10 protein-coding genes and 5 pseudogenes are annotated in these 17,790 nt (G+C 69.5%); 6 read left to right on the top strand and 9 right to left on the bottom strand.

Annotated elements, in window-relative coordinates:
• Positions 1–857 precede the first annotated feature (857 nt).
• Both AB0M27_RS41550 and AB0M27_RS41545 read left to right on the top strand, forming a co-directional pair.
• Positions 858–1,703: an LLM class flavin-dependent oxidoreductase gene (locus AB0M27_RS41550; protein ID WP_365730322.1), complete on the top strand. Its 846-nt coding sequence runs from the start codon at positions 858–860 to the stop codon at positions 1,701–1,703.
• A gap of 863 nt (positions 1,704–2,566) precedes the next feature.
• Positions 2,567–3,511, top strand: a pseudogene (locus AB0M27_RS41545) (IS200/IS605 family accessory protein TnpB-related protein); the annotation flags it as partial.
• Between the two features lie 321 nt (positions 3,512–3,832).
• Here AB0M27_RS41545 and AB0M27_RS41540 read toward each other — a convergent pair.
• The 6 genes and pseudogenes from AB0M27_RS41540 to AB0M27_RS41515 form a co-directional block, all read right to left on the bottom strand.
• Positions 3,833–4,726, bottom strand: a pseudogene (locus AB0M27_RS41540) (NAD(P)-dependent oxidoreductase); the annotation flags it as partial.
• 203 nt (positions 4,727–4,929) lie between these two features.
• A pseudogene (locus AB0M27_RS41535) lies at positions 4,930–5,414 on the bottom strand (ISAs1 family transposase); the annotation flags it as partial.
• A complete protein-coding gene (locus AB0M27_RS41530; RefSeq protein ID WP_365730324.1) occupies positions 5,341–5,601 on the bottom strand; it encodes an antibiotic biosynthesis monooxygenase in 261 nt (86 codons plus the stop codon). The pseudogene AB0M27_RS41535 and the gene AB0M27_RS41530, both read right to left, overlap by 74 nt.
• A gap of 126 nt (positions 5,602–5,727) precedes the next feature.
• Positions 5,728–6,261, bottom strand: a pseudogene (locus AB0M27_RS41525) (transposase); the annotation flags it as partial.
• Positions 6,262–6,334: 73 nt separating this feature from the next.
• Positions 6,335–8,779: a SpoIIE family protein phosphatase gene (locus tag AB0M27_RS41520; RefSeq protein ID WP_365730321.1), complete on the bottom strand. Its 2,445-nt coding sequence runs from the start codon at positions 8,777–8,779 to the stop codon at positions 6,335–6,337.
• 553 nt (positions 8,780–9,332) lie between these two features.
• The gene (locus AB0M27_RS41515) at positions 9,333–9,992 is read right to left on the bottom strand and encodes an MSMEG_1061 family FMN-dependent PPOX-type flavoprotein (RefSeq protein ID WP_365730318.1); all 660 of its coding nucleotides are present in this window, start codon (positions 9,990–9,992) and stop codon (positions 9,333–9,335) included.
• Positions 9,993–10,104: 112 nt separating this feature from the next.
• Here AB0M27_RS41515 and AB0M27_RS41510 point away from each other — a divergent pair, with 112 nt between their 5' ends.
• From AB0M27_RS41510 to AB0M27_RS41495, 4 genes are all read left to right on the top strand, one after another.
• Positions 10,105–10,629, top strand: a complete 525-nt coding sequence (locus AB0M27_RS41510) for a transposase family protein (RefSeq protein WP_365730314.1) — start codon at positions 10,105–10,107, stop codon at positions 10,627–10,629.
• A 299-nt stretch (positions 10,630–10,928) separates the two neighbouring features.
• Complete coding sequence (locus AB0M27_RS41505) at positions 10,929–11,627, top strand: aquaporin (RefSeq protein ID WP_365730310.1); 699 nt, start codon at positions 10,929–10,931, stop codon at positions 11,625–11,627.
• A gap of 129 nt (positions 11,628–11,756) precedes the next feature.
• Complete coding sequence (locus AB0M27_RS41500) at positions 11,757–13,214, top strand: catalase (protein WP_365730308.1); 1,458 nt, start codon at positions 11,757–11,759, stop codon at positions 13,212–13,214.
• Between the two features lie 123 nt (positions 13,215–13,337).
• Positions 13,338–13,598 carry a hypothetical protein gene (locus tag AB0M27_RS41495; protein WP_365730306.1) on the top strand — a complete coding sequence of 87 codons (261 nt, stop codon included), beginning with the start codon at positions 13,338–13,340 and terminating at the stop codon, positions 13,596–13,598.
• Between the two features lie 8 nt (positions 13,599–13,606).
• Here AB0M27_RS41495 and AB0M27_RS41490 read toward each other — a convergent pair whose 3' ends face one another.
• From AB0M27_RS41490 to AB0M27_RS41480, 3 genes and pseudogenes are all read right to left on the bottom strand, one after another.
• On the bottom strand, positions 13,607–16,270 hold the full coding sequence (locus AB0M27_RS41490; RefSeq protein ID WP_365730304.1) for a LuxR C-terminal-related transcriptional regulator: 2,664 nt from the start codon (positions 16,268–16,270) through the stop codon (positions 13,607–13,609).
• Between the two features lie 277 nt (positions 16,271–16,547).
• Positions 16,548–17,492, bottom strand: a complete 945-nt coding sequence (gene hemC, locus AB0M27_RS41485) for a hydroxymethylbilane synthase (RefSeq protein WP_365730302.1) — start codon at positions 17,490–17,492, stop codon at positions 16,548–16,550.
• Positions 17,489–17,678: pseudogene (locus AB0M27_RS41480) on the bottom strand (glutamyl-tRNA reductase); the annotation flags it as partial. The gene hemC and the pseudogene AB0M27_RS41480, both read right to left, overlap by 4 nt.
• Positions 17,679–17,790 lie beyond the last annotated feature (112 nt).

Genomic DNA, 17,790 nt, shown 5'->3' with positions numbered 1-17,790 from the left:
CTCCCCGGCCCATTCCCCCATCACCACGAAAACGAGTCTGGCCCCGCCGCTCACGCGGCGGGGCCAGAACCCCAAGATCTTCATAAGCCTTCTAGTGGCACGGGGCGGCGACCACGCTGACCTCGGCGAGCCTCGCGGCTAAGTAGAGGCGACCCATTCCTTTCCGCCAGCGCCATCCAGCCCCGTGACAAGTACACCTACTCATCGACCTCTACCGCACGAAGGACGCCCGGCACGGGCACGACCCGCGGTTCGCCCACGTCGGCGCGGGCGTCGGCTCGGCTCTGCCCCGGCCGACGCCGGGCAGGTGGCCACAGGGGCAGCGAGTACTGCTCGCGGCGGTTCAAGCGTGCCTGCCGCAAGCCCGGCGTGGTGCAGTCCATGGGCAGAGCTGGATCTTGCTTCGACGCCGTGAGCGAGGCGTTCAACAGGGTCCTCAAAGTGGAGTACGTACACCGGCATAACCTTCCGCATCCGCACCGAGGCCCGCATCAAGATCGCCACCTGGATCACCGACTTCTACAACGCCAGGCGGCTACACAGCGTGTGCGGGTTCAAGAGCCCGATCGACTACGAACGTGACTACCGGGCCACCCTCGTCGAGGGACTGGCCGCATAGATCGTCTCCATACTGCGAGGGGATTGACAAGCCGGCCTTCCAGGCTTCCAAGCCGCGATATCGCGACGGTTCCGCTAGTCGGGGATGCAACTCGCGGGGAGCGTGACACCCCCCGTCACGCTCCTGCCAGATAGCGTGATAGTGACCGAGCGTAAGCGTTACGGGCGTGAATCGGCTAACCGGCTGACCGACGACGAGGTCCGGGCGTCCTGCCCTGGGCCGGGAGGAGCACGACGCCATGGAGATCGGCATCGGACTACCAGTACTGCGCCCTGACCCGGGCCTGTCGATCGTGGACTGGGCCAAACGCGCCGAGGAGCGCGGCTTCTCCACGCTCGGCAGTACCGACCGCCTTGTCTACGACAACTACGAGCCGCTGACCGCCCTGGCCGTAGCCGCCGGAGCCACCTCCCGCATCCGGCTGACCACCGGCATCCTGCTGGCCCCACTGCGCGCCAACCACGCGCTGTTCGCCAAGTCCGCTGCCACGCTCGACCGGATGTCAGGCGGCCGACTTGTGCTGGGCCTTGCACCCGGCGCCCGGGAGGACGACTACAGAGCGAGCCGACTCGATTTCCAGCGCCGCGGCAAACTGTTCGACTCACTACTCGAAACGGCCACCCGGCAGTGGCAAGGCCAGGACGGTATCGGACCGCGCCCGGCCACGCCCGGCGGCCCCCCGCTGCTGATGGGCGGTTTCACCAAGCCCGCCCTGCGGCGGATGGTCACCTACGCTCGCGGCTGGCTCGGTGGAGCCCAGGGTGTCGAGAACTTCCGGTCCCACCTCCCAGGGGTCCGACAGGCCTGGCAGGACGCGGGCAAGGCGGGCGAGCCCCGCCTGGTGGCGACCGCGCACTTCGCGCTGGGCCCAGGCGCAGAGCAACGCCTGTACAACAGCCTTGCGAGCTACTACACCTCGGGAACCTATATTCGCGAAAGCATCGAAGCGGGTCTGGCCACGCCCGAACAAGTGGCGCGCGAGGTCGCTGCCTACACCGAAGCGGGCTGTGACGAGCTCATTCTCTTCCCCCACGGCGGCGGCCTCGAACAGGTGGACCTGCTCGCCGTGGCGGTAGGGCTGTGACTGTGCGGCTGCCGAATGCTTCATCCGACCAGGTAAGGCGGCGTGCCGGTAGTACGGCCTGCTGGAATTGACTCGCCGGCTCCTCGAGCATGCGGCGGGTCAGCTCGGTGGCGCCTGCACCCGCCAACTGGGGCTCCGTGGGCCGCTGTACAGTTTCGAGTCGAGCTCGCCGGTCGGTCGGAGGCGGTCCGGGAAATGCGGCACATGGGCGAGCGGGCCGCGGCCGATGGGCCCGCCCACTCCCAGGGCCCACAGCGGGATGCGGAAGTGCGGCCGGCGAGTCACACTCATGGGCCGAGGTGCACATGCGCGGCCATACCTCCACGGCTTCAGAGCGTTCGCGGAGACGCGCCCGTACCGCGGTCTCCAGGGCGTGTGCCGCGGCGGCAGCCAGCATAGGGGACGCCGGCCATGAGCAACGGGTGTCCTGGCAGCCGTTGGTCCTACTCGCTGCGTACGTACAGGTCCAGGCTGGCCGACCTGGTCGTGCCGCTCGTTGATCACCGGGGTGACCTCCAACTCCGCGATGTGCCTCTGCGACATGTGCGCGAGCGCTCAGCTCTCGCACCTCGGTGTCCTCGGATCGGGAGCCGCGGCGAGGCTCCAGGACGGACCGATTCGGCGTCCAGCTCGGCGATCTCACTCCGCAAGCTCCGGATTGGCCGTTCGCCAGCTTCTCGGCCCGGCTCGGGGTCGCATGCCAACACCAACAGCGTGTTCACCACATCAGCCACCCGGTCGCAGTAGGTCCCTGGGCCGTTGCGCGGGTCCTCGATCTGGAGCAGGCAACCCACATCCTGGGGTAACGAGCTGTTGTCGTTTGGCTGCGGGATGGGCGCGTTCTGGCGTGCGTGAGGGAGTGCCTCAAGCTCCCCGCCCCGCTGGCGCACCTGGCCAACGCCCCACACGGCCGGTACGTGCTCGCCGCCCGCGTGGCGTTCACACACCGGGGCGCGGAGTGGCGCGACCGCGTCAGTGCCAACCGGGCCGTGGCTACCGCATCCACGAAGACGTGAGCCGAGGCCGCCGGTATCTCACCGCATCATGGACGAACCCGTCGGTCACCGTCTTGTCCCTGGCCACGGTCCGTGCGGGCGGCCTGGTCGGCGTGGACACCAACGCCGACCACCTTGCCGCCTGGCGCCTCGACGAACACGGCAACCCCACCGGCGAACCCCGACCCTTCGACTACGGCCTGACCGGCACCGCCGGCCATCGCGACGCGCAGGTCCGCCACGCCCTGATCCGCCTCCTGCACTGGGCCAAGCGCCACCGTCTCGCGGTCGCCGTCGAAGACCTCTACTTCACGGCCAAGACAACCCGCGAGAAGCACGGGCGTCGCAAGAAGTTCCGCAAGCTCATCTCCGGCATGTGCGTGGCCAGGCTGCGGGCCCGCCTCGTGTCCATGGCGGCCGAACTCGGCATCACCGTCGTCGCCGTCGACCCGGCCTACACCTCCAAGTGGGGCGCCCAGCACTGGCAAAAGCTGCTCACCGCCAAACGCCGCAAGACCACTCGCCACGACGCGGCAGCCGTGGCGATCGGCAGGCGCGCCCTGGGACACCCGATCCGGCGACGGACGGCACCGCGCCCATACGACCGGAGCGATCGTGTGGGGCATCGGACCGTCCAGGCCCGACCGGGCACCCCGGGACGTGAGGGCAACTGCCGCCATCCCCGGACCACGGACCCGATCCGTGCGCGCCGGACGCGGAGCGTACGCGGTGGACCAGAACACCCAACACCGTTTAGGGCGTTCGGCTGAGCACGAGTCCTGGCAACAGGACTCACTCCCGCTCAGTCTCTAGGAACGGTTCTTCAGCGATCCCAGCCACTACGCGTCCCTGGTGAGCGGGCGAGGTTGGAGCGAGGACGTCTTTTGGCGTTGGCTGTCGGGGACAATGCACGACACGTCGCTACCGCTCGACGGGGGTCTTGAGAGTCAAGCCCGGGCCGCGCCGGTGTCCAGACGTCGACCTCGGCGACCAAGTAGTGAGTGACTCATGCCTCTGGCAGATAGGCGTCGGGGGCCTGCGGATCAGGTATGACCATGGGGTACTCCCCAGAGACTTCCGCCAGTGCCTTGAACGCGGCGTCGCTCCTGGACGAGAAGCTCTGTCCACCGTGCCCTATGTGGGCAGGCCGGCCCGGCGCCGGGAAACGTCCGTGATGGCGACCCAGTCTTTGTCGGCGTCACCGTGTGCGAGGGCGTCGAGGAAGGCATCCCGCAGCACGCTGCCGAAAGGCAGCGGGACGCTCGCCCCAGCGCCCGTGGTGAGGGCGAGGTTGACATCTTTGAGGCCAAGGGGAAGGCGGAAGCCGACTGGTTCGTAGCGGCGTTCGGCAACCATGGTGCCGTAGCCGCCGTAGATGGGTCCGGGGAAAACAGTGCTGGTGAGCATCTCGATGAGGTCGGTCGTGCGCACACCGTTGGCCTCGGCCAGAGTGCACGCCTCCGCCATTGACTCGATCGCACAGATAATCAGGAAGTTGACGCTGATTTTGGCGATGATGGCCTGCCTGGGACGCTCGCCGAAATTCCAGATGCGCTGGCCCATAGCCGCCAGCAGCGGTTCTGCCCTCTTGAGGAGTGCCGGATCGCCTGCGGTCAGGATGCTCAGTTCGCCGGCGGCGGCGACCGGGGGACGGCCGAGGACGGGCGCCGCGAGGTACCCGATGCCGTGCTCGGTGTGCAGGGCCACGGCACGGTCGGTGAGCTCAGGTGAGACCGTTGCCATGTTGACGTGCAGGGAGGCCTTCGCCCCCGCCAGCAAGGCAGGGTCGAGCAGCAGTTGTTCGACGATGTCGTCCTTGGCCAGCATGGAGACGACCACGTCGGCGGAGAAGGCGCCAGCGATGTCCTTAGCGGCCTCGGCACCCTGCTTCGTCAGCGCAGCGACAGGCTGGGGCGATCGGTTCCAGACCCGCACACGGTGGCCGACGCGTACCAGGTTGGCGGCCATGCCCTGCCCCATCGCGCCGAGACCGATGAATCCGACCGTCATACCGGCCATCGCGCGCTCCCCGTTGTCCTCGAGTGGCCGACGGCTCGGCCACGATGTTCCTGACTGTACGTCACGATTTGGGAAGGCGAATCAGCTGGCCGGTTCGTGTCGGGATGAACCCTCTGCGCGTGACCGGCTTCCGGTCGGTCTTCGAGGTCGCCAGCCGTTCATCGTGCGAACGCGCTCCCTGGCCCTGGCGTTTGCCTCGAATGTCCGGTTGATCATGTGATGCGGTAGAGGGCAAGGGTGCGGTGGAGTTCGGTGTGGGCTCGGCGTCGGGCGGCGGTGTCGACGTACCCGGCGAGCTTGAGCGCGCCGCGGCGAGCACGGCGGGCGTATGGCGGGACTTGGCTGGGACTTGTCCTCGCCGAAGATGACATGGCACTCCGAGTGGACGGTGTTCTCCACGGTCCAGTGCCCGCGAGCCCAGGTGGCGATCTCGGCGGCGGATGCCTGCTCGGCGCGCACGTCGATGATGGCATAGAGAGTCTCGCTGGACCACTTCTTCGCTCCGTACAAGCGGCGTCTGCGCTAGATGCGCAGGACCTGGCGGGCGTGCGAGAAGAGCAGGCCGTTGACGGTGACGACCTGTACGTGACGGTGCTCGTGGCGGCCGTGGCCGCAGGCGTCGGTCACGGCGGATCACGGGAACCTCTTTCCAGGGCAGCCGGTGGACTTGGCGGGTCTGACCGCGCTGGTTGGGACGGCAGGGTCAGCGGCAGTACGCCGCGAACCTGCACCAGGGTGAGGCGCTTGGCGAGGAACTCCCGCGAGGCCTTCGCCCACCGGGCGTAGTGAGCGGTCTCGCGGTGCGTGGCGACTCCCTGTTCGTCGCGGAAGACCTCCACGAGGTGGTAGGCGTCCGGGTCGGTCGTGTCCTGGAACTGCCCCAGCCCGGGAAGACCGCCGGGGACGCTGGCGCTGCTGGCCGACCCACCACGGCCCGAGCATAGGCCCAGACCACAAGCCCACCGTGCCCCGACGCACCGTCAGACGTTCACACCCCCAGCAACGTGACAGAGCCGACCACGGGATCTGCCGAGCAGGGCTTGGCTCAAGCGGAGCTTGCGCCGTCGCCTGATGTGCCGCCGCTCTTCCTGCTCGGGGTCGTCACTGCCGTGCTGTCCGTTCTGTTCTGGCGGGCCGCCCCTTTTGGCCGGGCCCGCTCCTGCTCGGCGGCGGCTTCCTCAAGGGCGTCCATGACGTCCTTGCCGATGCGCATCCCGGCTGCGTCGTGGTGGGCGCGGGCAGTGGTGGAGTCCACGCTGACCAGGGATGAGTCCGTCTGTCCCTGGCGGGCGGCCTCGGCGATCAGGCCTGCGAGCAGTTCGGTGAAGAGGCCGGCGTCCCGCCACACCCCGGAAGCGGCCGTAGACCGTCGACCACGGGCCGAACTCGCCCGGCATCTCCCGCCTCTGGCTGCTGGTGCGGAACCGCCAGATCACCCCCTCGAACTGTTCCCGCAGCCGCTCGGAGTACGGGCCGAACCCGCCGATCGGCAGGTGGGGCTCGATGAACTTCCACTGCTCGTCGGTCAGTTGCCTGCGCGTCACACCAAGCGTCCCACCGGATCCGGCCCCCGTACAAGAACAGAACCCAAAGAGCGATCACAACATCACGCAGGCCCTAATAGGCATCTTTCGGCAGTTCTTGTTCGGCCCAGGCGGTCTTGCCGCCGCCCGTTGTGCAGCGGCATCCCTGTCGCCGGCAGAGCTGGGCGACGATGGAGAGGCCGTGGCCGGACTCGTCGAGGCTGCGGGCCAGGCGCCGACGAGGCAGACAGTCGCTGGCATCGGAGACTTCGCAGGTCAGAACCTCGTGCCGGATCAGGCGCAGACGGATGGGGCCAGTGGCGTGGCGGACGGCGTTGGTGACCAGTTCGCTGACGATCAGCTCCGTGGACGGCACCATCCGATCCAGCCCCCACCGGGCCAGTTCTCCGGTGACCAAAGCCCGGGCGGTGCGGACGACGGCAGGGTCGCTGGGCAGGTCCCAGGTCGCAGTCTGGCTGGAGCTCAGAGAACGCGTCCGCGCCAGGAGCAGGGTGACATCGTCGGATGGCGGCTGGATGGGCAGCGTCTCGATCACGGAGGAGCACAGGTGCTCCAGGGTCCCGCCAGGCTGTGCCAAGCTGGCGCTCAGTCGCTTCATTCCGACGTCGAGGTCGTGGTCGCGGGTCTCGATCAGGCCGTCGGTGTAGAAGGCGAGCCGCGTGCCGGGGGGCAGTTCCAGCTCCACGGCCTCGAAAGGGACCAGGCCGATGCCGAGGGGGGCTCCGGTGGGGAGGTCAGGGAAGGTGACCTTGCCGCGCGGGTCGATGATCGCGGGCGGGGGGTGCCCGGCCCGTGCCATGGTGCACCGCCGGGTGACCGGGTCGTAGACGGCGTACAGACAGGTCGAGCCCATCACGGCGAGCTTCTCGTAGTCGTCGGCGTCCCCGTCCTCCTCGGTCAGCCGCCGGACCATGTCATCGAGGCGGGTCAGCAGTTCGTCGGGGGGCAGGTCCATAGCCGCGAGCGTGCGGACCGCGGTGCGCAGGCTGCCCATGGTGGCGGCGGCGTTGATGCCGTGTCCGACCACGTCGCCGACGACCAGCGCCACCCGGGCACTGGACAGCGGGATCACATCGAACCAGTCGCCCCCGACGCCGGCGTCCGCGTCGGCCGGCAGGTAGCGCCAGGCCACCTCGACGGCCGCACTTTCCCCCAAACGGTGGGGCAGCAGAGTGCGTTGGAGCGTGAGGGCCGCGGTGTGCTCGCGGGTGTACTGGCGGGCGTTGTCCAAGGCGAGTGCGGCCCGGGTGACGAGTCCCTCGGCGAGGAGCAGATCGTCTTCCTGGAACGGGGTGGGTTCCTCGGTGCGGATGAACAACGCCACGCCCAGCACCGCCCGCCGTGCGCGGATGGGCACGATCATCAGGGAGTGAATCCCGTGCTCGCGGATCGTCCGCGCACGCGCGGGATCGCGGTCGAGCCATGTGCCGGCAGCGGTGTCCAGCATCGGTTCCAGGTGAGAGCGGCCGGAGGACAGAACGCTGATCTGGGGGGCGTGCGGTGGGATGAAGACCGGTTCACCGCGTGCCCACGGGGATTCCGGGATCCCCGGGTGGATCGAGGCCACGCCGCCCCGGCGGAGAACCGGGTGGCGCCCGCCCGCCGGTCCGATGCAGCCCGGGAGTTTTTCGCCGAGCGTGACCGACTCCACCAGGTCGACGGTGGCGTAGTCGGCCAGCAGGGGCACGGCGAGTTCAGCCAGTTCCTGGCTGGTCTGCATCACGTCCAGACTGCTGCCGATCCGCGTGCTGGCCTCGCTGAGGATGGCCAGACGCTCGCGCGCCCGCCGGTTGCCGGTAACATCCAGATTGATGCAGCACACCCCGAGCGTCTGCCCGTCGGCGTCCTGGAGGCAGCAGATCGAGGCCGCGAACACGTGGTCCCGGCGCTTTTCCGCCGGCGGCCACGCCCGGTACTCGAGGGCTGCGGGCCTACCGCTGTTGAGCACCTGCCGCATCACCACCTCGAGCGCTTCGCTCTCCCAGCCGGACAGCGCAGCCGTGAGGCGACGTCCGAGCCGCCGGTCGCGGGGGACGCCGTCCTGGCGCTCGACGGCGTCGTTGACCCACGTGCAGCGCAGTTCCCGGTCGCGCACGATGATGCCGATCGGTGTGCGGGTGAGAATCGACTCCCGCACCGATCCGCTGCTCGACGCCAAAGAGAGCGCTGCGATGTCGGTCCCGGAGACGAGCCAGTGGACCGCTCCGCCCTGCCCCCACAACTGCAAGATCCGCAAGCCCACATTGAGCGTGTGGCCGTCGCGGTGGCGGACCGCCGCATTGCCGGACCAGCCACCCCGAGCACGGCACTGCTCCACGAACGCCTGCACTTGCGACGCGTTCTGGGCGAGCGGCAACACGACCGCCACGGACCGGCCCACCACCTGCCCGGCCGAGTACCCGACAAGCCGCTGTGCGGTGCCCGTCCACCCGACCACCGTCCCATCGGCGTCGAGCATGGCAATCGCAGCGTCGTGTATCTCGTGGGGATTGGGGAGCTCACTAATTACTCCTGCCATTTTTTCGTGTGCTCCTTTGCCTGCTGTTCAGCTGGGCATCGTTACCTGCGCCCATTCCGTTTCGGCTTGATCGGCCGCATTCAGCCTCACGTCCACCCTGGTGAACCGGCATCACAAGGTTCTGGTGGTTTTCATGCAAGATGTTCGGATTGCGGGTCACGTCGCCCGCCGGCGAAAGCGACGACGAAAAGCCTGGGGGCGGCGCCACCATCCATCCGGCCCTTGGTGAGGCGCCCGTCACCGAACTTGGTGAAGCCGGAGGACGCGTCCACGTGCCGGATGCCGGGCTACGACGCGGCCTCCGGCCGGCAGCGGGCTGTGTGGCCCGGGCCGGCGCAGCCGCAAGAGAGGGCGGAGTCGTCCTCCGCGGTGAAGCCGCCGAGCAGACCGCTTCTCGCGCGCCGACGCGAGCCGCTCTCCGTCGGCGGGCGGCGCCGGTCCCGGGCTCGCGATTGTGGCCGCCGCGGCTAACGGGACGCCCCGCGATTGATCTTGCGGCGTGCTGGTATGGGGGTTCGGCGGGCTGGTGGTTCAGCAATCGCTGGTCGGCCCGTTACTCGTACCGGTACTTCAGCGAATCCGCCTCCGCCTGCTCGATGTCAGCGATCGTCAGCTCCGGCATCCGCAGCTGAGCCAGCGTCACCTCGGCCGAGGTCGGCTGGGCGTCCGCCGGCAGCCACTGCTCCGGCTTCCAGGCCCCGCTGCGCAGGAGCGACTTGGGGCAGTGCGGGTAGACCTCCTCGATCCCCAGCACCAGCGCACTGGCCGGCGGCTTGCCCACGGCGGTCAGCTGCGACAGCAGCTCCGGGCGGGTGGAGACGCAGGCCCGCCCGTTCACCCTGAGCGTCGTGGTGCGCCCCGGGATGACGAACAGCAGCCCGGCCCGTCCGGTGGCGACGACGTTCTGCAGGGTGTCCAGACGCTTGTTGCCGGTCGCGTCCGGTATCGCCACCGTCCGTCGGTCCAGGACGGCGACGAACCCGGCGGGGCCGCCGCGCGGGGAAACGTCACAGTTGCCCTCGGCGTCCGCGCTGGCGACCAGGACCAGCGATGAGCATCCGATCAATCGCTGGGTCTGTTCGGTGAGTTCGGTCATCTGCTTGCGCACGGCCGCGTCGCTGGGGAGTTCGTAGGCCCGACGCAGCGCCTCCTGGTCGGGCACGGCGTCGAGGCGGAGCGAGTCGAAGGCACTGCTGGCAAGAGGTGTCGTCATGCCCCCGACCCTAATGGGCCGACCTGCGATTGATCTTGGTCGGTGAGTGCGGGGCCAAAGAGACACCCACGCGAGTTGCCTGGTGTGTGAAGATCAAACAGGCCGCGCGGCCATGTCCCATCCTGCCTTCTACGGGCTGTCGCACCATCATCTGGGCGAGTTGATCGCAGAACTCGCCCCGCGTTGGGTGGCGCGCTGTGAGTCCGGGCGCCATGAGCGACGTGAGGGCGACCGTCGGCGAGAGGCGGGGGCCGGGCCGAAGTACGAACTGGTCTTCACCGACCGGCTCCTGGTGACACTGGTCCATCTGCCGACTGGGCTCACCCATGAGGCGTTGGGCGTGCTCCACGAGGTGGGGTCCGCCACGATCGGCCGGGCGATCCGGGGGGTCCGCCCGCTGCTGGCGGACCGTGGGTTCGCCGTCCCCGACCGGCCCGGCATCCGGCTGCGGACCCTGGATGACGTGTTCGCCTATGCCGCAGCCGAGGGCGTTACCTTGCGGATCGACGGGATGGAGACCCAGGTGTGCCGCCCACACGCAGGCCGTCCCGGCCGGCGGGCCTTCGTCTGCGGCAAGCGCAGGCAGAACACCGTCAAGACCACCAGGATCAACGACGGTCAGGGCCGCACCCTGTGATCCGGGGCCCAGCGCCCAGGTCGGATGCACGACCAGGAGGCCGCGTCGTAGCCCGGCATCCGGCACGTGGACGCGTCCTCCGGCTTCACCAAGTTCGGTGACGGGCGCCTCACCAAGGGCCGGATGGATGGTGGCGCCGCCCCCAGGCTTTTCGTCGTCGCTTTCACCGGCGGGCGACGTGACCCGCAATCCGAACATCTTGCATGAAAACCACCAGAACCTTGTGATGCCGGTTCACCAGGGTGGACGTGAGGCTGAATGCATCGGTCAAGCCGGACAGCAGGAAACGGAGCACCACCATGGCAGAAGCAACCACGCGAGAACGAGCGCACATCTACGCGGCTTCCGTCCCGCGGTACGGGGTGGCGGCGCGGAAATACGTCACCGAGTTCATCGGCGCGTTCTTCCTGACGTTCGCGGTCGCGATGGCCGCATTGAGCGGCAGCACGTTCGTGCCACTGGCGGCCGGCGCGACCCTGATGGTCATGATCTACGCCGGCGGGCACATCTCCGGCGGCCACTACAACCCGGCGGTGACGCTGGCGGCGCTGGTCCGCCGCCGGATCGGAGTCCGGGACGCGATCGCGTACGCGGTCGCGCAGGTGGTCGCCGGCGTCGTCGCCGGGGTCATCGCCCGTGCCGTGGTCGACCCCCCGGCCGTCCGGACCCTGGCCCTGTCCGGGCACACCGAGGCGGCCGCCGCCGTGGTCGAGCTGCTGGTCACCTTCGCGCTGTGCTACGTCGTGCTGAACGTGGCTACCAGCAAGGACCAGCCCGACAACGGGTTCTACGGGCTCGCGATCGGTTTCACCGTCACGGCCGGCGCGTTCGCCGTCGGCGGCATTTCCGGCGGCGTGTTCAACCCGGCGGTCGCGCTGGGCGGCGCCACCGCAGGACTGTTCGGCTGGTCGACGATCTGGGTCTACCTCGTCGTCCAGCTCGTCGCCGGCATCGCGGCGGGGCTGGCGTTCCTGGCGCTCAACCCCGGCGACAAGTGACCGAGCACGGGCCGTCACCGGCCTTGTACACCCCAGAACGGCCAGCCCGGGCCGGTCGCCTCCCCGCTTTCCGTCACCCCGATTTCCATCACCCCGCATTCCACCGCACACACAGAGGAGAAACGGTCCATGACCAGCATGCAGCCCAAGCCGACGACCAACGATGCCGGCATCCCGGTGGCCAGCGACGACCATTCGCTGACCGTCGGTCCCGACGGCCCGATCCTGCTGCAGGACCATTACCTGATCGAGCAGATGGCCAACTTCAACCGGGAGCGGATCCCGGAGCGTCAGCCGCACGCCAAGGGAGCCGGCGCGTTCGGATACTTCGAGGCCACGAACGACGTCAGCGCCTACACCAAGGCCGCGGTGTTCCAGCCGGGCACCCGCACAGACACGCTCATCCGGTTCTCCACCGTGGCCGGGGAGCAGGGCAGCCCGGACACCTGGCGGGATCCGCGCGGGTTCTCGCTGAAGATGTACACCTCCGAGGGCAATCTCGACCTCGTCGGCAACAACACGCCGGTGTTCTTCATTCGCGACCCGCTGAAGTTCCAGCATTTCATCCGGTCCCAGAAGCGCCGCGCCGACAGCGGGCTGCGGGACAACGACATGCAGTGGGACTTCTGGACCCTGTCCCCGGAGTCGGCGCACATGGTGACCTGGCTGATGGGCGACCGGGGCATCCCGCGGACCTGGCGGCACATGAACGGGTACTCCAGTCACACCTACTCCTGGCTCAACGCCGACGGTGAGCTGTTCTGGGTCAAGTACCACTTCATCACCGACCAGGGCATCGAGTTCCTCACCCAGGCCGAGGCCGACGACCTGGCCGGCAAGGACGGCGACTACCACCGGCGTGACCTGTTCGAGGCGATCAAGCGCGGGGAGTACCCGAGCTGGACGCTGAAGGTGCAGATCATGCCGTTCGAGGATGCCAAGACCTACCGGTTCAACCCGTTCGACCTGACCAAGGTGTGGCCGCACGGCGACTACCCGCTGCACGAGGTGGGCCGGCTGACGCTGGACCGCAACGTGAGCGACTTCCACACCGAGATGGAGCAGGCCGCGTTCGAGCCGAACAACCAGGTGCCCGGCACCGGGCTGTCGCCGGACAAGATGCTGCTGGCCCGCGGGTTCTCCTACGCCGACGCGCACCGCGCCCGGCTCGGGGTCAACTACAAGCAGATCCCGGTGAACTCGGCGAAGGTCGAGATGCACTCGTACTCCAAGGACGGCGTGATGCGTGTCCGCAACGTCTCCGACCCGGTGTACGCGCCCAACTCCTACGGCGGCCCGCAGGCCGACCCGGTCGCGGCCGCGGAGGTGCACTGGTCCGCCGACGGCGACATGGTCCGGTCCGCCTACACGCTGCGCCGTGAAGACGACGACTGGGGGCAGGCCCGCACCATGGTCCGCGAGGTCCTGGACGACGCCGAGCGCGACCGGCTGGTGTCCAACATCGCCGGCCACCTGCTGGGCGGCGTGTCCGAGCCGGTGCTCGAGCGCGCCCTCCAGTACTGGAAGAACGTCGACCAGACCCTCGGCGAGAGGGTCGAGAAGGTCGTCCGCGACGGGCAGCACTGACCGGCGGCCCGAACCCAGCCACGGGCCCGGCGCCGACAGGCACCGGGCCCATTCCCCTGACGTCCGGAACAGCAGCCATCCGGCAAGAAACAGCCCAGATTGCGGGCGGAACGCTGAGACGCGATGAACAAGCCGACGAAGTCCGCATGCTACGAGATCCGCGTGCGCGGGCAGCTGAGCCAGACGCTGCTCGGCGCGTTCCCCGGCCTGCACGCAGAGATCGAGGGAGGCGACACCCTGCTCATCGGGACGCTGCCCGATCAGGCCGCGCTCCATGGTGTGCTGGCCCAGATCGAAGCGCTCTGCCTGGAACTGGTCGAGCTCCGGTCATGTGGCGGTGCGCCTGCCGGCAGCCGGGTCCGCGGCAGGCGCCGCCAGGCCTGAGACCTGGCTCAGGGCCTGCGCGAGGAGGGTGCGAGCAAGCCGAGGGCCCGAGCCTGCGCCACGGCTTGGCTACGGCTGTGCGTGCCGAGCTTCCCGTACAGGTGCCGCATGTGCGTCCGCACGGTGTTCACCGACAGGGAGAGCTCGTCGGCGATCTCCGGTGCCGGCAGGTTCGTGGGCAGGTAGCGCAGGACGCGGGTCTCACTGTGGGTCAGCGGCTCGCGCAGACGCGCCGGCGCGCCGGCTGCCAGCTCTCCTTGCTTTCCGGCCAGGAGGTCGAGGATCTCGGAGATCATGGCGGCATGAGCGGTGCCACTCCGGGCGTGGCGTTCGAGCAGTTCCGGCGCGGGGTGGAGGAGGAAGGGCAGCACCGTGGCATCGGGCTCGACGAGATCGAGCGCGCGCTCCAGGGCGCGCCCGGCGGCGGCCGGGTCGCCGAGCGCGTCGCGCGCGATCGCCTCGAGCAAGAGGGGTTGAACCAGCCAGCGACGGGGTGCCATGGGCGGGGCGGAGCCGTCGAGGACGGGCGCGAGCGCGGCGCTGGCCGCCTGCGGGTCGTTCCGGGCGAGGTGCAGCGCCGCCAGGGCGGCCCGAGCCTCCCCGGTCTCGCGCTCACCCGGGTTCAGCTCGGCCAGCGCCCGTTCGACGCGCTGCGCTTCGCCGAGCCGCACCAACGTGTGGAGCTGGAACGCTTGCGTCTTCGTGGCGAGCGGATGACGGGCGGCCACCAGATCTGTCATGCGCTCGGCGGAGCGGAAACCAGCCAGCGCGTCCTCGTCACGGCCACGCGCGAGCTCGAGCAGCCCGCGGCCATAGTGAAGCATCAGTCCGATCACCGGATCGGCCTCCTGGCGCACCGCCGGCTCGGCTCGCTCCAGCCACGGCTCTGCCTCGTCGAGCCGTCCCCGCCAGAGCATGCGCAGGCCGAGCGCCACGTAAGCGGCGGCAACGATCGGCTCGTCGGTCCAGCCGTGCTGCCGGGCCAGCTCGATCGCCTGCCCGCCGCGCTCCGCGACCAGATCAGGCGCCCGGCTCAGCGCCACGACCGCTCGATGTGCCAGCCCGAGGATCTCCAGATACGGCCGCCCGATCCGGTGCGCCAGCGCGACGCCCCGCTCGAGGTGCCGGTCCACTTCTTCATGCCAAACCCAGGTTTCGGCGATGCCCAGGCTGATCAGTGCCAGCGCGCGCAGCTCATCACCACGTTCGGGCTCCGCCGCGTCCGGGGCAAGCAGCCGCTGCGCCTCCTCGACCACGGCTGGCAGGTCGCCGCGCTGGCGGGCCAGCAAGAGCCGCAGCACGGTGACCGTCAGATCGAAATGCTCGCGCCGGTCTCCGGGCACCGACGCGGAGCGGCGGGTGGCCAGGGCCAGCTGTCGCTCCGCCTTCCCCAGCGATCCATGCTCCGCTTCATCGAATGCGGCCAGCGCGCTGAGCTCCCCGTCGGCCGCGATCGCCCCGGCGGGGAATCCGGCCAGCAGCGCGTGGGCCGTGGCGGCCTGCCCATCCAATCCGAGGCCGATCCAGCGGTCCGACAGCAGGCGGGCCGCCGGACCCCAGTCCCCCGCCGCCTGGGCGTGCCGGATCGCCTCCACCGGATACCCGTGTCCCGCATACCAGCCGGCCGCGGCGCGATGTACCGTGGGTACCTCTTGCGGAGCGGTGCGTCGCAGCTCCAGCTGCAACAGATCGGCGAACATCGTGTGGTAGCGGAACCAGGAACGCCGCGCGTCCAGCGAGACCACGAACGCCCCGGCCTGCTCCAGGTCCTGCAAGACCCGTTCCGCGCCGGAACCCCCGGTCAGCAGGTCGGCGAGCTCGCCGTTCACCCGCTCCAGCACGCTGGTCCGCAGCAGCAGCAGCCGGACCTCCTCGCTCTGCCGCTCCATCACCTCGGCCAGCAGGTAATCGGCCACCGTCCGCTCGCTGCCGGCGAACCCGGCCGCGAACCTCTCCGGGTCTGGATGCCCGGCCAGCGACAAAGCAGCCAGCCGCAGCCCGGCAGCCCATCCCTCAGTCCGTTCATGCAGCCGCGCAAGGGTTGACCTGGACAACTCCACCCCGGCGTCTTGAAACAACGCCCGCGCCTCCTCCAGGCTGAATCGCAGACCGTCCGCGCGGATCTCCGTGAGTCCCGCCTCCAGCCGCAGCCGGTGCAGCCCCAGGCGCAGATCCCGACGTGTGGAAAGCACGAACCGCACCTCCGCTGACGCGCGCATCAGCAGCAGTTCCAGCTGGCGCTGCGCCTCGGCCGAGCGCAACTCGTGCAGATCGTCGATGATCAGCCAGACCGGGTCCTCCAGCGGCGCCAGGTCCTGCAGCAGCCGCTCCACGATCATCCACCCGTCCAGGTCCGGCGCCTTGGTCAACGGCCGCACCAGGTCCGAGCCGGCGGCCGTGGCCCGCAGCGCGTCGCACACAGCGATCCAGAACCGTTGCGGATCGCTCTCCTCGCGCTGGACCGAGACGAACGCGGCTCGCTCTGCCAGGCCTGTCTCGCGGACCCAGGACCGCAGCACGACTGTCTTCCCGCTGCCGGCCGGCGCCGATACCGTGGTGACGCGCGCCGCTTTCCCAAGCCGCGCGAAGAGCGCGGGGCGGGAGACGATCCCTCCCTGGACGGCAGGAACCATCTGGGCGTCGGCGCTCTGGGATCGGCCGGCAGTTCTCATAGCACTCATTGTCAGGTCGGCAGGGTCACCTTGCGCACTTCCGACCATCGCACAGGTCGGCAGTCAACGCCCTCCGGCACGTATCGAACATGAACTACCGGTTTGATCGGGCTGGCTGCGGCCGCCATCGGCTTCGGCACCGGCCACCTGTTCCACACCGCCGGAGGGCGAGCCTTTCTCAGAGGCCGGACAGCGAAGACGAACTCATGGACCACTCCCGCTCGGGTCTGAGCGCGTTCGAGGTGCCACTGGCGGCTCTGCCCAAGCACGCCCACGCTCAAGGCATATCGCGCCCTGGTGCCTTGATGAGATTTCGCGCCCCGGAGCACAGCAGCTCCGCCGCCAGCTCAGAGCCGAGCCGCCGGGCTTCGGTGAGGGCGGACGGGGAGGCGAGCGGGGTGGCGCCGTGCACGCGCAGCACCCGGCTTCCGTCGGCGCTGATGACGGCGGCCCGCATCCACAGCGGCTCCGTACCCGCCGCGTACGCGCCGACTGGGGCGCTGCATCCGGCCTCCAGCGCCTCGAGCAGGCTGCGCTCGGCTGTCACCGCGGCCAGGCCGGCCTGACCGGTGACGGCACCGAGCAAGGCCGCAAGCTCGGGCTCGCCATCGCGGCATTCCACGGCGAGGGCTCCCTGGCCGGGGGCCGGGAGCATCTCATCCGGCTCGAAGACCTGGGTGACGGCATCGACCCGGCCGATCCTGGCCAGACCGGCGTAGGCCAGCACCACCCCGTCGAGCTCACCGGAATCCACCTTGCCCAGCCGGGTGTCGGCGTTGCCGCGGATCGGGACGCAACGCAGGTCACCGCGCAGGCTCAGCAGCTGCGCGGCCCGCCGCGTCGAGCCGGTGCCGATCCTGGCCCCGGACGGCAGGTCGGCGAGCTTGGCGCCGTCCCGCGCGACCAGCGCATCCCGCGGGTCGTCCCGGGGCGGCACCGCGGCCAGCACGATGCCCGCCGCGGACCCGGTCGGCAGGTCCTTCAGCGAATGCACGGCCAGGTCGACCTCACCGCCCAGCAGCGCCTCCCGTAGCGCACCGACGAACACGCCGGCGCCGCCGATCTGGGCCAGTTGCGCCCGGCTGACGTCGCCCGGCGTCATCACCCCGACGACCTCCACCGGGCGGCCGGCCCGCTCGGTGATCTTGCCAGCCACCCGACGGGATTGGGCGATGGCCATCATGCTCATGCGGCTGCCGAGCCGCAGCGTCTGCGCGCTCACGGGAAACCCACCTGCTCCGGGGCGGCGCGCGTAACCACCTCGACCGCACGCGGATCAAGATCGAACAGAACTCGCAGCGCCGCGGCATATTCCTCGCCCCCCCGGTGCGCCCGCTAGGGCCTTCACCCGTACGGTCGGCACGTGCAGGAGCTTCTCCGCCACTCGCCGCACGGCCTGGCCTATCTCATCGAGCGCGTGCCCGCTCAACCGTTCCTAATCAGTGAGCAGTAGTGAGTCTTGGACCCATACCTGGTCACTGCGGGCATCCCGAACGGTTTTGGATGTCCTGGTCGCCCGC

The organism is Streptomyces sp. NPDC052107, assembly GCF_040680215.1.
Taxonomy (GTDB): Bacteria; Actinomycetota; Actinomycetes; order Streptomycetales; family Streptomycetaceae; genus Streptomyces.
The sequence above is the reverse complement of the archived record's forward strand: the minus strand, read 5'-3'. Positions and strand labels throughout refer to the sequence as shown.